Source organism: Pseudomonas sp. LBUM1676, from assembly GCF_059695605.1.
Genome location: NZ_CP166777.1, coordinates 3565990 through 3580285, shown reverse-complemented (window position 1 = coordinate 3580285; position 14296 = coordinate 3565990). Strand labels below are relative to the sequence as shown.

Below are 14296 nucleotides of genomic sequence, written 5' to 3'. Positions count from 1 at the left end.
GAATATTAAGCCCCCTTCGCGAGCAGGCTCGCTCCCACAGGGGATTTGTGGTGCCTCGGATATCCCGAAGCTGCTCTCATCCCATAGAACCGCCAGACCGCTACCCAAGTAGCATAGGTCGCCCCCCGCAGCCTTCGTACACTCATCCCTCATACATGCGCACCTGCGGGAGGCGACGATGCAGCAGGTCGAGAATGAAGGCGTGGTCAGCGCGATGTCCCAGGCCACCGACGCCCAGCAGGTGGCCCAGGAGCTGGCCCGACAGTTACTGCACCCGCATCTGGGCTTCGTGCTGTTTTTCTGCTCCGCCGAGTACGACCTGCAGGCGCTGGGCCAGGCCTTGCAACAAAGCTTCGGTGGCATTCGCCTGGTGGGTTGCACCAGCGCCGGGGAAATCACACCCTTGGGCTACGGTCGCAACTGTGTGACGGCCGTGGGGTTCGATCATCGGCATTTCTCCATCGACGCCGAACTGATCGACGAAATGGAACGCTTCAGCCTGATCGACGCCCAGCAAATGGTCGAGCGCCTGGTCAGTGGCTGTCGCAGCAACACCCTGGCGCCAATCAAGGGCAACAGCTTTGCCTTGACCCTGCTCGATGGCCTTTCCAGTCGTGAAGAAATGGTCCTCGCCGCCCTGAGCGCGGCATTGGGCGATATCCCGCATTTCGGCGGTTCCGCCGGCGATGACAACTACCTGACCCACACCCACGTTTATTTCGGCGGCGAGTTTCACGCCGGCGCGGCGGTGGTGGTGCTGGTCAACACCTGGCTCGATTTCGAGGTCTTCACCACGCATCACATCCTGCCCCGGGCAGAGAAACTGGTGGTCACCGGGGCCGACAGCGCCTCGCGCCGGGTGTTCGAGCTCAACGCCGAACCCGCCGCCGAGGAGTACGCCCGGCACATCGGCGTACCGGTGGCCGAACTCGATCACCGGGTCTTCGCCGCGCATCCGCTGGCGGTACGGATCAACGATCAATTTTACGTGCGGGCGATCCAGCAGGTGCATCCGGACCTGAGCCTGAGTTTCTACTGCGCGGTGGAAAACGGCATCGTCCTCACGGTCATGACCCCGGGGCCGATGCTGCCCAATCTGCAAAGCCTGTTCGCAGGCTTGCAGGAGCGTCTTGGCGAGCTGTTGCTGACCATCGGCTGCGACTGCTTCCTCAGGCGTCTGGAACTGGAAGATGGCGGCAGCCTGGAGCAGATCGGCAGCTTTTTGCGCGACCAGCGGGTGATGGGTTTCAACACCTACGGAGAACAGTTCAATGGCATGCACATCAACCAGACCTTCACCGGGGTTGCCATTGCCCGAGGCCGGTCCCCTGGACATCGTTGAACTTCAGGCACAGGTCGCCAGCCTGCGCCACGACAATCACAAATTGCAGCGAATCAATAGCGCGCTGATCGAGCGCATCGAATCCGGCATCACCCGCGGCAACGACCCGTATGCGGCGTTCCAGCATTCGGTGGTGCTGGCCGAACAGGTGCGTGAACGCACCGACGCCTTGAACCAGGCCATGGCCGAACTCAAGTCCGGTAATCACCTGCTCAGCGAAGCGCGCCTGCGGGCGGAGACCGCGCATCAGCATTTGATCGATGCAATCGAGAGCATCTCCGATGCCTTCGTGCTGTTCGACGCCGAGCAGCGGATCGTGTTGTTCAACAGCCGCTTCAAGGCGTTCTGGGGCAACAGCCGGGTGCGGATCAATGCCGGCATGCGCCTGGCCGAGGTCAAGCGGCTGATGTCCGCCACTGGGCTGTTCACCGAAGAACCCCGGGGGCATGCCGACGAGAACCTGCTCTATCGCCTGCAGGACGGCCGCTGGCTGCAAGTCAACGAACGGCCGACCCAGGAAGGCGGACGGGTGATCCTGTTCACCGACATTACCGACGTCAAGCTCAGCGAGACCGTGCGCCGCGAGCAGGCGGTGGCGCAGAAATCCCATCTGCTGCAACGGGCGGTCGATAACCTGTCCCAGGGCGTGGCCATGGTCAACGCCGAAGGCATTCTCGAACTGTGGAACCGGCGCTTCCTTGAACTGAGCGGCCTGGCCCCGGTGGCCGCCCATCGGCCGTTCGCCGAAGTGATCGCCGACAGCGAGCTGAACCTGCTGACCCCGGCCAGTTGTGACGGCAACGGCCGGCCGGTGCAGGAATGCGAGCAGCGCCTGTACGATGGCCGGGTCCTGGAAATCCGCACCCATCCGCTGCCCACCGGTGGCTTCGTCAACACCTTCACCGACATCACCGAGCGCTACCAGCACGCCGAAGCGTTGAGCGAAAGCGAGCGCTGGATTCGCCTGATCACCGACCATGTGCCGGCGTTGATCGCTTACCTCAATGCCGACCTGGTCTATGAGTTCACCAACAAGGTCTACGAAGAATGGTATTGCTGGCCCCGCGGCGTGATGCTCGGCCAGAGCCTGCGCGAAGTGCACAGCGAGCAGCATTACCAGCGCCTGGAAGCCTACGTGGCCCGGGCGCTGGCCGGTGAGAGCGTGACCTTCGAGTTTGCCGAGATCAATATCAACAATCAGGAGCGCTACATGCTGCGCTCCTACGTGCCCAATCGCCTGGCCAGCGGCGAAGTGGTGGGGATTTTCGTGCTGATCCGCGACATCACCGAACGCCGGCGCACCGCCGAGGCCCTGCATCAGGCGTATCAGAACCTGGAACTGCGGGTGCGCGAACGCACGGCGGAATTGACCACCCTCAATGATCAGTTGCTGCGGGAGATCGATGAACGTCGACGGGTCGAATCACGCCTGCGCGAGGCCAAGCTCGAAGCCGAGCAGGCCAACCTGTCAAAAACCAAGTTTCTCGCCGCCGTCAGCCACGACTTGTTGCAGCCGCTCAATGCCGCGAGGCTGTTTACCAGCGCGTTACTGGAACGCCGCGAACCGGTGGCCAATGCGGTTCTGGTGCGCAATGTCAGCAATTCCCTGGAAGACGTGGAAAACCTGCTGGGCACCCTGGTGGACATCTCCAAGCTGGATGCCGGGGTGATCAAGGCCGATATCGCGCCGTTCGCCCTGAGCGAGCTGCTCGAAAACCTCGCGGCCGAGTACACCCAGGTGGCCCGCAGCGAAGGCCTGGAGTTGCATTTCATCCCTTGTTCGGCGCTGGTGCGCAGTGACATTCAACTGCTGGCGCGGATCCTGCGCAATCTGCTGAGCAATGCGATTCGCTACACCTACAGCGGCCGGGTGGTACTCGGTTGCCGGCGTCATCATCAGCGGCTGTCGATCGAAGTCTGGGACAGCGGCATGGGTATCGCTGAGCATCGACTGGAGGAGATTTTCCAGGAGTTCAAGCGCGGTGACGTGCAGCGTCCGGACCAGGATCGTGGTCTGGGCCTGGGGCTGGCGATCGTCGAAAAGATTGCCGGGATTCTCGGGCACCGGATTCACGTGCGTTCGTGGCCAGGCAAAGGTTCGATGTTCTCCGTGGAAGTGCCTTTAAGCGCCACGGCACCCAAGGCGCTGCCGAGCCTGCTGATGAGTGAGCCGATGCTGGAGCGTTTGCGCGGAGCGCGGGTGTGGGTGCTGGATAACGATGCGGCCATTTGTGCCGGCATGCGCACCTTGCTCGAAGGGTGGGGGTGTCTGGTGGTGACGGCACTGTCGGAGCAGGATCTGGCGCGGCAGGTGGACAACTATCATGCTGAAGCGGATTTGTTGATTGCCGACTATCACCTGGATGACGACAAGAACGGTGTCGATGCCGTGGCCCGGATCAATGCCCGGCGTGCTTCAGCGATTCCGGCGATGATGATCACCGCCAACTACAGCAACGAACTCAAGCTGCAGATCCGCGAATTGGGGCATACCCTGATGCACAAGCCGGTGCGGCCGATGAAGCTCAAGACGGCGATGAGTCACCTGCTCGGCAGGCCTTGATTTCCCTGGTGTCTGTGCCGGCCTCTTCGCGAGCAAGCTCGCTCCCACAGTGGACCTGCGTTGCCCACAAATTCTGTGATCAATGCAAGTCAATGTGGGAGCGAGACCGGCTTGCCGGCGAAGGACGCGACGCGGTCTTGCAGACAAACCTCAACGCCGCAGATACGACCCGAAATCAATATCCCCGGCACTCAAGATCGCCTGCACCCGATTATGCACATTGAGCTTGCGCAGGATCGCCGAGACATGGGCCTTGACCGTGGTTTCGGCGATTTCCAGGGTGTAGGCGATCTGTTTGTTCGACTCACCCTTGGTCATGCGCTCGAGCACCAGCAGTTGCTTGCGGGTCAAGGCCTGGAGCAATTCCGGTGGAAAGCTCGGGTTATCGTTCATCCGGCGGTGGGTACCGCTTTTCTGCGTGCGAATGATGTCCGGCGGCAGGTAGACGTTGCCGTTGAGGATCTGCTGGATGGCCTCGGTCATCTGCACCCGGGGCGAGGATTTGGTGATGAAACCCACCGCGCCATAGGTGATGGCCTGCAGCACGATCTGTTTATCCTGCTCGGCCGAGACGATCACCACCGGAATGGTCGGCGCCTCGTTGCGCAGGTTGATCAGGCCGTTGAGCCCGTGCATGCCGGGCATGTTCAGGTCGAGCAGGATCAGGTCCAGGTCGTCATGCTCCTGGGTCAGGGCCAGGGCGCTGTCCAGATCGGCGGTTTCCATCACCTCGCTGCCCGGAAAACCATCGCTGATGACGTTATGAATGGCTTCGCGAAACAGCGGGTGATCGTCGGCAATCAGAATTTTGTACATGGCCTTTCACCTCGTTTTTTTGATTATGGTGTGGCAACTACACGCAAGCGTAAAGATCAGGGAAAGGGTTCGGGCCGGGCCGGCGTCACCGGCAGGTTCGCCGCTTGCCAGGCGTCCAGGCCGTCGCGATACCAGTACAGCGTCTTATAGCCGATGGCGGCGGCGCGTCTTGCCGCGTTCCAGCTCAACCAGCAATCGGACCGGCAGTAGAAGACCAGCGGTTGCGCGCGATCGCCTGCGGTCAATACGTTCAGCTTACGCGCAAAATAGTCCCGCCACTCGGGCGTCAGGTCACCGTCACCGGTATTGGCCAGCCAATGGCTGCCGGGCAGGTTTTCGTGAGGCTGATCTTCGATGAAGCGGCCTTGCAGCCATTGGCGGCGGTAGACGTCGATCAGCAGCGGGCGCGGCGACTGAGTGAGCAGGGTTTGCAGGGCTGGCGTATCGATGATGGTCGCGCCCTGCAGTTGATCCGGGGTCGGGCTGCGGTACAGGCCGATGCGATAGCCGTCGGCGGAGAACAGCGGGGTATCGGCCTGTGCGACGCCCAACAACAGGCTTAGTGACAACGCAGCGAGCGAAGGGCGCAACAGGCAGGGTCGGGCACGCGGCATGGGGTTCCAATCCTTATAGTTATGAACCCATTACATGCCAGTCGCGGTGCGATTGGAATGCGACGATAGACAGGTAAACCGGTACTAAAGTAGTAATTTTGCCTGGCTAATGCACTGATTTTACAGCGGATGAAGATCAACTGTGGATGCTGTTGTCAGCTGGCTTTGCGCAAGGCGGCGTGTTGCGGGTTGAAGGTGAGGACGGCCAGCAGGGAGAACACCAGCGTCAGCCCCACGCATACCGCCAGTGCGACCGGATTGAAACGCTCATACAACGCAAACCGCACCAGCTCCACCGCATGGGTAAACGGATTCAACGCGCACAACCCATACAACCACTCACTCGACTCGCGCATCTTCCAAAGCGGATACAACGCCGACGACAGGAAAAACAGCGGGAAGATCACGAAGTTCATCACCCCGGCAAAGTTCTCCAGCTGGCGGATCGCATTGGACAGCAGCAAACCCAGCGCGCTGAGCATCAACGCCACCAGCAACAAGGCCGGCAAGGCGATCAACAGACCCATCGCCGGCGGTTGCACGCCGTACACCCAGGCAATCGCCAGAAAGGCATACACCTGCAGCAGGGAAATCAATGAAGTGGCCAACAGCTTGCTGCACAGCAGAAAGACCCGGGGCAGGGGGCTGGTCAGCAGCACCCGCATGCTGCCCATTTCCCGGTCGTAGACCATCGACAGTGAGCCCTGCATGCCGTTGAACAGCAGGATCATGCAGGCCAGGCCGGGGATGATGTAGACCTCGTACGGGATATAAGTGTCATAGGGCTCGATAATCGCGATGCCGAGTGCCGCGCGAAAGCCCGCGGCGAACACCAGCAGCCACAGCAACGGCCGCACCAGCGCACTGAGAAACCGTGTGCGCTGCATCACGAAACGCAGCCACTCGCGCAACACGATGCCGCTGAAACACTGCCAGTAAGCGTTCATGGGGCGACTCCAGAGGTCGTCAGGCGAGCGAATGCCGAGCCAAGGTTGCCGCCATGTTCCAGGCTCAAGGCATCGGCCTGTCCGCTGGCCACCAGCCGGCCCTGATGCAGGATCAGCAAATCGTCGCTGGGCTGCACTTCATCCAGCAGATGGGTAGTCCAGAGCACGCTGAGCGCCTGCTCGCGGCACAGGCTGCGGATGTGCTGGTTGAGCGCCAGGCGGCTGGCCGGGTCGAGGCCGACGCTGGCCTCATCGAGCAGTAACAGACGCGGTTCATGCAGCAAGGCCCGGGCGATTTCCACTCGCCGGCGATGCCCGCCATTGAGTTCGCGCACCCGCTCGCGACGGCGTTCGGTCAGGGCCTGGCGCGCGAGTTCGGCCTCGACCCGGATGCCGCTCTGGCGCCGCGACAGTCCATGCAGCGCGGCGTGATAACGCAGGTTCTGCTCGACGCTGAGGTCCAGGTCCAGGGTGCTTTGCTGAAACACCACGCCTAACTGCTTGAGTGCCGGGCGTGGCGCATTGCGCAAGGAACAACCGCCGACGCGGATGTCACCGCGCTGCACGTCGTAGAGTCGGGTCAGCAGGGCGATCAGCGTCGATTTACCTGCGCCGTTCGGCCCCAGCAACGCGGCAAAGCGCCCCGGTGCCAGGCTGAAACTCACCTGGCACAGCGCCTCCCGCGGCCCATAGGCGAAACTCAGGTCGCTGACTTCCAGCGCGTTCATGGGGTCACCACCACGCCCCAGGGATAGCGCCCGACCTTGACCGATTTGCTGACCTTGAGGCTGTCCACATCTATCACCGACACATCGCCGCTGACGCCGTTGGTGGCCAGCAGTTGCTTTTGATCCGGGGTAAACGCCAGCTGCCAGACCCGCCGCCCGACCAACAGGTAATCAACAATCTCAAAGGTTTTGGCATCGATCACCGCCACATGATTGGCCGGGCCGAGGGCGACAAAACCGTACTTGCCGTCAGCGCTGAGCTTGATCCCCACCGGCTGGACTTTATCCGGGTGCACGCCCTTGATCTTGAAGGTCAGTGTCTTGAGCACCTGGCGGCTGGCGACGTCGAGAATGGTCACCGTGCCGCCGATCTCCGCCGAGGCCCAGAGTTTGCTGCCGTCCGGGGTGAACTCGACGAAGCGCGGCCGCTGATCCACCAGGGTGCTGTCGGCCAGGGTCTGGGTACTGGTGTCGATCCAGTGCAGCATGTTGGTGGTTTCGCTGGTGTTCACCGCCCATTTGCCATCGGGACTGACGGCCATGCCTTCGGGTTCGACGCCGACGCTGATCTGGCTCAGCACCTTGGAAGTTTCGGTGTCGATCACCGTCACCAGCGCATCGTCTTCGTTGGAGACATACAGCCAGCGATTGTTCGGGTGCAGGGCGAACTGCTCGGGGTCCTTGCCCGAGGGCAGTTCCTTGATGATCTTGCGCGTGGCGACGTCCATCACCTGGACCCGGTCCGAATCACTGGCGCAGATGTACAGGAGCTTGTTGTCGTGGGACAGCAGCAACCCGCGGGGACGCTGGCCGACGGCCAGGGTGTCGGTGACTTGCAGGGTCTGCAGGTCGATCAGGCTCAGGCTGTTGTCCTTTTCGTTGGAGACCCAGGCGGTGCTGGCAGCGGCGTGCCCGGCGGCGACCAGCAGGGCCCAGGTAAGCAGGGAGCGGCAAAGCAGGGGGCGGCGCATGGCAGATTCCTTGTTGTTGTAGTTGTCGTGGAGGAGCAGGGATCAGGGGAAGCGGCAGCTGACCTCGGGCTTGTCGTAGCCGAGGCTGTCCATTTCGTTGAAGGGATGCAGGAAACCGTCCTGGGGCGAAGTACTGACCAGTGCCCGGGGTTGCACGATGGGGATGGGCTGGCGCAATTGGCCATTCCACGGGCGATAACTGAGCTTGCGGCCCTTGAAGCCGTCCAGCGGCAACTGATCGCCGATTTCCAGCTGACGGATCGCCATCGGATCGGCCTTGCGCACTTTGCTCACCGCGCTGGCGATGCTGCGCACGGCGATCCAGGCAGCGAAATCGCGGTCGTTCATCCAGCGGCTTGCCAGGGCCTCGAAGCGTTTCTGCAACTGCGCGGCACCATAGGTTTCCACGGTCTTGTGCCAGCCCACCGGGGTCAATCCTTGAGTCCCGGCGACCGGGCGCGGGTACCAGGTCTGGTACGGCACGTATTCACCGAAATCGCCGCGTTCATCAGCCACCAGCACCACGTCGTACTCGGCGGTCTGGGTGAACAGCGGCATGTCGGCCTGGGCGCTGCGGCGTTGATCGTTATCGAAGCTCCAGGCTTTTTCCGCCACCAGTTGCAGGCCGAAGCGCTTGGCTGCGCGGCGCAGGGCCGCGGCATAGGCTTGATCGTCGGCGGTCGGGCCGACGATCAGCAGCGCCCGCTGCCATTTGCGCACCACCAGAAATTGCGCCAACGCGTCGGCGAGCATCGCCCGGCTCGGCAGGCTGTGGAGCACGTTCGGCAGGCAGTCGGTGGTGCGCAAACTGTCCTCAGGACTGCCGGCGTTGAACAGCAGGCTATCGGGCAGGGCAGCACTGAGTTCGCGCAGGCTGGCGGCCGGCGCGTTTACCACGAACAAGCGCAGGCCTTGCTCGTGTTGGGCTTTCGCCGCTTCGAGCAACGCCTCGGGGTTGTCGACGTTGACGCTGACCAGGTTGTAGCTGTGCTGGAGAAAACGTCCGGTGCTGTTGCTGTCGGTGATCGCCAGTTCCGCGCCCCGCAGCCCGGCGTCGACCGGCTCGGGAATGATGTTCGACAGCAATGGACCGTGATCGGGGCGATAGCCCAGGTAGCCGATCTGCACCTGCAACGGCGCGTCCGCGGCCTGGCTGTGCGTGGCCAGCCCGGCGGCGCAGGCAATCGCCAGCAGGTAGATCAGGGCGTAAGGGGCAAGCTGGCGCATGGGTCACTCCTTTACAGGTAGCGCCAGCATAGGAACCCTTGGCCGGGGATGAAATATGCAGAAAGTACCAGTGAGCCAGTACCAAGGTAGTAGCTCGCCCGGGGCGGCGCGGTTTTAGCATGGGCCATAACGGCCATCACTCCGGAGGCGATCGATCATGCGAATTCTCAAAGCGCTGCTCCTGCCGTTGTTGCTGATTTTGAGCATGATCGGCGTCGACAAACTCCACGGGCCGCGCCCCGCGCTGTTGCTGGTCGTGCCCGCGATGCCGGGGCGCTAGGCGTGTCGGCCCTGTGGCGGATCAACCTTTGGGTCTGCGGCTTTTTCGCCCTGGTGACCCTGGCGTGCATGGGCTTGCTGGTGCATCAGGCGGTGGAGGATGTGGAGCGTGAGTTGCAATCCGCCGAGGCGGTGGTCGAATACCTGAGTGAAACCGCCGAGCGTGACCCTGCCAGCCTGCAACCGAAGCTGACCAGCAGCTTGCGTCATGTGCGGGTGCGTTGGCTGGAGCCGGGCGAGGCGGCACGTCTGCAGGTGAAGGACGGGCTTGATGCCTGGCTCGGGCGCCTGCTGTTCGCCGAAGCCCGGCACAGCGCGCGAGTACTGGATTTGCGCGATGGCCGGCGCGTACAGATCGCGGTCGATCCGCGGGATGAAATCGATGAAATCCGGGACTCGCTCCAGCAGTTGCTGAGCCTCTGTGGCCTGGCGCTGGTGCTGAGCCTGTTGACCATCCGCTGGGCCGTGCGCCGGGGCATGGGCCTGCTCGACGAACTGCTGCGCGCCTTGCAGCAGGTCTGCGCCGGCCAACTCCATGTACGCCTGCGGGCTGCAGGGTTGCCGGAGGCACGGCAACTGGCGACGCATTTCAACCGCATGACCGTGGCGCTGGAGCAGGCTCACGCGGATAACACCCGACTGACACAGACCTTGCTGGCGGTGCAGGAGCAGGAGCGCACCCATCTGGCGCAGACCCTGCACGATGACCTCGGACAGTACCTGGCCGGCATCCGTGCCCAGGCCTGCCTGCTGCGGCTGGTGGCGGATCAACCGGTGGTGGTGGAGCGTACGGTGCGCGAGCTGGAACACAACTGCGAACACTTGCAGCAGGGCTTTCGGGCGCTGGTGCACGACCTCTACCCGGTGATGTTGCAACACCTGCCGCTGGCCGAAGCCTTTGGGTTGCTGGTGGAGCAATGGCAGGGTCGGCAGGGGATCGATTGCCAGTTACGGGTCAGCGCGCAGTTGCCGCCGCTGTCCGCGCCGGACAAGACCCATCTCTACCGCCTGTTGCAGGAAGCGTTGACCAATGTCGCCCGGCATGCCGGCGCCAGCGAAGTGCGGGTGCGCCTGCAACATCGCGGCGGCCATTTGCGTTTGCTGATTCGCGACAACGGTCGCGGTGCAGCACAGCCACAGCGCCCGGGTGTCGGTTTGTACTCGATGTTCGAACGTGCCCGCAGCCTGGGCGGCGAACTGCGCATCATCAGCCACCCCGGTGCCGGTTGGGCGCTGGCCTTGAACATGCCTTTGGAGGCGTCATGAATATTCTGCTGGTCGATGACCATGCGGTGGTCCGTCAGGGCTACGCCAGTCTGTTGCGGGCGCTATTGCCGGCGATGGAGGTCCGTGAAGCCGCTACGGGCGAAGAAGCCTTGATCAGGGTGCAGGAAGCCGTGCCGAACCTGGTGATCATGGATTTTGGCTTGCCGGGGATCAGCGGCCTGGAGACCACCCGACGCCTGCGTCAGCGCCTGCCGCAATTGCGCGTGCTGTTTTTCAGCATGCACGATGAGTTGCCGCTGGTGCGCCAGGCGCTGGATGCGGGGGCTTCGGGCTACCTGACCAAGAGTTCGGCGCCGCAGGTGCTGATCGAGGCCGTGCGGCGGATCCTTGCGGGGCATGCCTACATCGAACAGCCGCTGGCCACTCAACTGGCGTGTCATGCGCAACAGGACGCCAGTGATCCGCGCTTGCAGAGCATGACCCAACGCGAACTGGAGATCTTCGTGATGCTCGCCAAAGGCACCCCGGCCCGGTTGATCGCCGAGCAACTGAGTATCAGCAGCAAGACGGTTTCAAACCACCTGACCTTGCTCAAGAGCAAGTTGCAGGTGACGTCCCATGCCGAATTGGTGCATCTGGGGATCGATATGGGGGTGGTGCGGGTGTGTAGGAGCGAGCTTGCTCGCGATGGTCGACAACGATAACGCGGGTAACCTGACACCCAGCGGCGTTCTCAGGTTCATCGCGAGCAAGCTCGCTCCTACAGTGGTCGTATTTTGCCCTGACCTCACTTGTTCCACGTCGTCGGACACCCCTTGCACCCCTCCATATTCGCATCCTGGAAATTCGCATAATGCTGGCGCGAACCGCTGAGATTCGCCTGTTCCAGATTACTTTCCCCGAACTTCGCTTCCTGCAGGTTGGCATCACCGAGGTTGGCACCCTTGAGGTCGGCCTTGCTCAGCCAGGTCATTTCCAGATCAGCGGCCTGCAGGTTGGCGTTGTGCAGCCGGGCCCCGGAGAGGCGGGCGAATTGCAGGTTTGCGCCGCCGAGGTTGGCGTCCTGGAATTGCGCTCCCTGGGCAAACATCCCCCAACCCTGGATCGCCATCAGCGTCGCACCACTGAAATCAGCCAGGCGCAGGTTGCTTTGTTGCAGGCTGGCGCGGGTCAGGTTGGCGCCCTGCAGCTGGGCCTTTTCCAGGTTGGCGAGGTCAAGGCGGGCGTGACGCAGGTCGGCACCGCGCAAGTCGGCGCCGCTCAGGTTCATGTTGCGCAGGTCCTGATTGCTCAGGTTCGCCCCTTTGAGATCGGCACCGGGGCATTGGCTGTGATCGGCGATGGTGCAGCCGTTGATGATCAGCGGGGTATCTTCGCCGTCGTCGTCGGCGGCGGAAACCGCAACGGCAGTGAGCAATAGCACTAAAGGCAGATATTTCATGACAGGTCCTCGGAATGGGCAGGGCAGTTGGATACACACAAAACCAGTGACCAAGACAGTTCCAGTGGCGAGGGAGCTTGTCGGAACGCCGCATCGTCCCGCTCGGCTGCGCAGCAGTCGCGAACCCAGGCAACCCGGTAATGCTGAACATGGAGGGGGCCGCTTCGCGGACCGGCGGGAGCAAGCTCCCTCGCCACAGGGAAGCCCGCTCGCTGCAGAAAGCTACTTCTTCGCCACCTGGCTATCCCAACTCGGAATCTTGAACACCCAGAACGACCCGCCCTGTGCCACCGGCTTGGTCAGCTCGGCCATGTCGCCGCCCCACAACGGCACCGCGCCGCCATAACCGACGGTCACGCCGATGTACTGCTCGCCATCCTGTTCCCAGGTGATCGGCGGCGAAACGATGCCGCTGCCGGTCTGGAACTTCCACAGTTCGGCGCCGGTTTTCGCGTCGAAGGCCTTGAGGAAACCATCGCCGGTGCCGGTGAACACCAGGTTGCCCTTGGTCGCCAACACACCGGCCCACAGTGGCAGCGCCTCCTTGTGCTCCCAGACCACCTTGCCCGTGGTCGGGTTCATCGCGCGCAGGCTGCCGACGTGATCGTCGTACATGCGCTTGATGCGGAAACCCATGCCCAGATAAGCCGAGCCTTTCTTGTAGTTGACCTCCTCTGTCCAGTACTCCTCCTTCCACTGGTTGCCCGGAATGTAGAACAGCCCGGTGTCCTGGCTGTACGCCATCGGGTTCCAGTTCTTGCCACCGAGGAACGGCGGCGAGACTTCCACGGATTTGCCCTTGGTCTCGCCCGGCAGTGGCTTGGCCGGCCGCTGGCCCGGATTCTCTACCGGCTTGCCGGTCTTGAGGTCGATGTGGCTGGCCCAGGTGATGTTGTCGACGAAGGGGAAGGCGTTCTGCAGTTTGCCGTTGTTGCGATCGACCACGTAGAAGAAGCCGTTGCGGTCCGCATGACCGGTGGCCTTGACCGTCTTGCCGTCTTTGTCCTTGTAGTCGAACAGCACCAGCTCGTTGTTGCCGGAAAAATCCCAGGCATCGTTCGGCGTGTGCTGGTAGAACCATTTCACCTCGCCGGTGCTCGGGTCGACACCGACCTGGCCCGAGGTATAGAGGCTGTCGTAGTCCTGCGGGTTGCCGTCCTTGGCGGTGCGCGCCCAGGTGTTCCACGGGCCGGGGTTGCCGGCACCGACGATGATGGTGTTGCTTTCCGGATCGAAACTGGCGCTCTGCCAAGGGGCACCGCCACCGTGGCTCCAGGCTTCGACCTTGCCGGTTTCGGTGGTCGGATCATCCGGCCAGGACGGCGCCTTGACGTCACCGGTGGTGGTGCTGTCCTTGCCGTTCAAGCGGCCCATGTGCCCCTCGACGAAGGGCCGCATCCAGACTTCTTCGCCAGTGTCCGGATCACGGGCAAAAAGCTGCCCGACCACGCCGAACTCATCGCCGGAGCTGCCATGGATCAGCAGCACCTTGCCGCTGGTCTTGTCCTTGATCAGCACCGGCGCGCCGGTCATGGTGTAGCCGGCGGCATGGTCGCCGAACTTCTTGTTCCACACTACTTTGCCGGTATTTTTGTCCAGGGCGACCAGCCGCGCGTCGAGGGTGCCGAAGTAGATCTTGTCGCCGTAGATCGCCGCGCCGCGATTGACCACGTCGCAGCACGGACGGATGTTGTCCGGCAGGCGGTGGTTGTAGGTCCACAGGCGTTTGCCGGTCTTGGCGTCCAGGGCAAATACCCGGGAATAGGAACCGGTGACGTACACCACGCCATCGCTGACGATGGCCTGGGATTCCTGGCCACGCTGCTTCTCATCGCCGAATGAGTAGGACCAGGCCGGGGTCAGCTTGAACACGTTCTTGTCGTTGACCTGGGCCAGAGGGCTCCAGCGCTGGGCGTTGGTGCCCATGCCGTATTGCAGCACGTCCCTGGTGGTCAGGTGATCGTTGGCAATGTCCTCCCAGCTGACGTTGCGGGTCGGGTTGGCAGGGGCGGTTGCGGCATGGCTGGCAGCGCTCAGGGACAAACTGCCCACCAGCAAAAAGGCCTGTACGGCAAGCGTCAGCGGGGAAAGGGCGGGTAGCGATCTTATTGTCATGGTTGCAGTTCCCAGTGGAGGTTTTG

The 14296-nt window shown here is 62.6% G+C and carries 13 protein-coding genes; 5 read left to right on the top strand and 8 right to left on the bottom strand.

The features are described 5' to 3' along the window. The first annotated feature begins 178 nt into the window (after window positions 1–178). The gene (gene nosP, locus ACA041_RS16540) at window positions 179–1342 is read left to right on the top strand and encodes a nitric oxide-sensing protein NosP (RefSeq protein WP_497433955.1); all 1164 of its coding nucleotides are present in this window, start codon (window positions 179–181) and stop codon (window positions 1340–1342) included. After that, window positions 1311–3905 carry a hybrid sensor histidine kinase/response regulator NahK/ErcS' gene (nahK, locus tag ACA041_RS16535; RefSeq protein ID WP_497442092.1) on the top strand — a complete coding sequence of 865 codons (2595 nt, stop codon included), beginning with the start codon at window positions 1311–1313 and terminating at the stop codon, window positions 3903–3905. Before nosP ends, nahK begins: the two co-directional genes overlap by 32 nt. 150 nt (window positions 3906–4055) lie before the next feature. Here the strand turns inward: nahK and ACA041_RS16530 are convergent, their stop codons facing one another. The 6 genes from ACA041_RS16530 to ACA041_RS16505 all read right to left on the bottom strand — a co-directional run bounded on the left by ACA041_RS16530 (window position 4056) and on the right by ACA041_RS16505 (window position 9208). Further along, entirely contained in the window at window positions 4056–4721 is a 666-nt protein-coding gene (locus tag ACA041_RS16530; protein WP_017339466.1) for a response regulator transcription factor, read from the bottom strand. Window positions 4722–4777: 56 nt separating this feature from the next. Next, on the bottom strand, window positions 4778–5335 hold the full coding sequence (locus ACA041_RS16525; protein ID WP_497433949.1) for a PQQ-dependent catabolism-associated CXXCW motif protein: 558 nt from the start codon (window positions 5333–5335) through the stop codon (window positions 4778–4780). A 155-nt stretch (window positions 5336–5490) separates the two neighbouring features. Beyond that, on the bottom strand, window positions 5491–6282 hold the full coding sequence (locus ACA041_RS16520; RefSeq protein ID WP_497433943.1) for an ABC transporter permease: 792 nt from the start codon (window positions 6280–6282) through the stop codon (window positions 5491–5493). After that, window positions 6279–7010 carry an ABC transporter ATP-binding protein gene (locus ACA041_RS16515; protein ID WP_497433938.1) on the bottom strand — a complete coding sequence of 244 codons (732 nt, stop codon included), beginning with the start codon at window positions 7008–7010 and terminating at the stop codon, window positions 6279–6281. The genes ACA041_RS16520 and ACA041_RS16515 overlap by 4 nt, the downstream gene beginning before the upstream one ends. Continuing rightward, window positions 7007–7981 (bottom strand): YVTN family beta-propeller repeat protein, encoded by a 975-nt coding sequence (locus tag ACA041_RS16510; RefSeq protein WP_497433933.1) that lies wholly within the window; start codon window positions 7979–7981, stop codon window positions 7007–7009. The genes ACA041_RS16515 and ACA041_RS16510 overlap by 4 nt, the downstream gene beginning before the upstream one ends. 42 nt (window positions 7982–8023) lie before the next feature. Further along, on the bottom strand, window positions 8024–9208 hold the full coding sequence (locus ACA041_RS16505; RefSeq protein ID WP_497433927.1) for an ABC transporter substrate-binding protein: 1185 nt from the start codon (window positions 9206–9208) through the stop codon (window positions 8024–8026). 157 nt (window positions 9209–9365) lie between these two features. On the opposite strand from ACA041_RS16505, the gene ACA041_RS16500 reads away from it, so the two are divergent. From ACA041_RS16500 to ACA041_RS16490, 3 genes are read left to right on the top strand one after another with little or no spacing between them, the layout of a single operon-like run. Continuing rightward, window positions 9366–9488, top strand: a complete 123-nt coding sequence (locus ACA041_RS16500) for a hypothetical protein (protein WP_497433923.1) — start codon at window positions 9366–9368, stop codon at window positions 9486–9488. Window positions 9489–9490: 2 nt separating this feature from the next. Continuing rightward, entirely contained in the window at window positions 9491–10753 is a 1263-nt protein-coding gene (locus ACA041_RS16495) for a sensor histidine kinase (protein WP_497433921.1), read from the top strand. Further along, the gene (locus tag ACA041_RS16490) at window positions 10750–11418 is read left to right on the top strand and encodes a response regulator (protein ID WP_497433919.1); all 669 of its coding nucleotides are present in this window, start codon (window positions 10750–10752) and stop codon (window positions 11416–11418) included. The genes ACA041_RS16495 and ACA041_RS16490 overlap by 4 nt, the downstream gene beginning before the upstream one ends. 83 nt (window positions 11419–11501) lie before the next feature. Here the strand turns inward: ACA041_RS16490 and ACA041_RS16485 are convergent, their stop codons facing one another. Both ACA041_RS16485 and exaA read right to left on the bottom strand, forming a co-directional pair. Next, complete coding sequence (locus ACA041_RS16485) at window positions 11502–12155, bottom strand: pentapeptide repeat-containing protein (RefSeq protein WP_497433915.1); 654 nt, start codon at window positions 12153–12155, stop codon at window positions 11502–11504. A gap of 222 nt (window positions 12156–12377) precedes the next feature. Continuing rightward, entirely contained in the window at window positions 12378–14270 is a 1893-nt protein-coding gene (gene exaA / locus ACA041_RS16480; RefSeq protein WP_497433911.1) for a quinoprotein ethanol dehydrogenase, read from the bottom strand. Between the last annotated feature and the right edge of the window lie 26 nt (window positions 14271–14296).

Excerpts from the sequence above, each read along its gene's own strand:
- nosP (WP_497433955.1), top strand. The coding sequence starts at position 179 with ATGCAGCAGGTCGAGAATGAAGGCGTGGTCAGCGCGATGTCCCAGGCC.
- ACA041_RS16530 (WP_017339466.1), bottom strand. The coding sequence starts at position 4,721 with ATGTACAAAATTCTGATTGCCGACGATCACCCGCTGTTTCGCGAAGCC.
- ACA041_RS16525 (WP_497433949.1), bottom strand. The coding sequence starts at position 5,335 with ATGCCGCGTGCCCGACCCTGCCTGTTGCGCCCTTCGCTCGCTGCGTTG.
- ACA041_RS16520 (WP_497433943.1), bottom strand. The coding sequence starts at position 6,282 with ATGAACGCTTACTGGCAGTGTTTCAGCGGCATCGTGTTGCGCGAGTGG.
- ACA041_RS16515 (WP_497433938.1), bottom strand. The coding sequence starts at position 7,010 with ATGAACGCGCTGGAAGTCAGCGACCTGAGTTTCGCCTATGGGCCGCGG.
- ACA041_RS16510 (WP_497433933.1), bottom strand. The coding sequence starts at position 7,981 with ATGCGCCGCCCCCTGCTTTGCCGCTCCCTGCTTACCTGGGCCCTGCTG.
- ACA041_RS16505 (WP_497433927.1), bottom strand. The coding sequence starts at position 9,208 with ATGCGCCAGCTTGCCCCTTACGCCCTGATCTACCTGCTGGCGATTGCC.
- ACA041_RS16500 (WP_497433923.1), top strand. The coding sequence starts at position 9,366 with ATGCGAATTCTCAAAGCGCTGCTCCTGCCGTTGTTGCTGATTTTGAGC.
- ACA041_RS16490 (WP_497433919.1), top strand. The coding sequence starts at position 10,750 with ATGAATATTCTGCTGGTCGATGACCATGCGGTGGTCCGTCAGGGCTAC.
- ACA041_RS16485 (WP_497433915.1), bottom strand. The coding sequence starts at position 12,155 with ATGAAATATCTGCCTTTAGTGCTATTGCTCACTGCCGTTGCGGTTTCC.
- exaA (WP_497433911.1), bottom strand. The coding sequence starts at position 14,270 with ATGACAATAAGATCGCTACCCGCCCTTTCCCCGCTGACGCTTGCCGTA.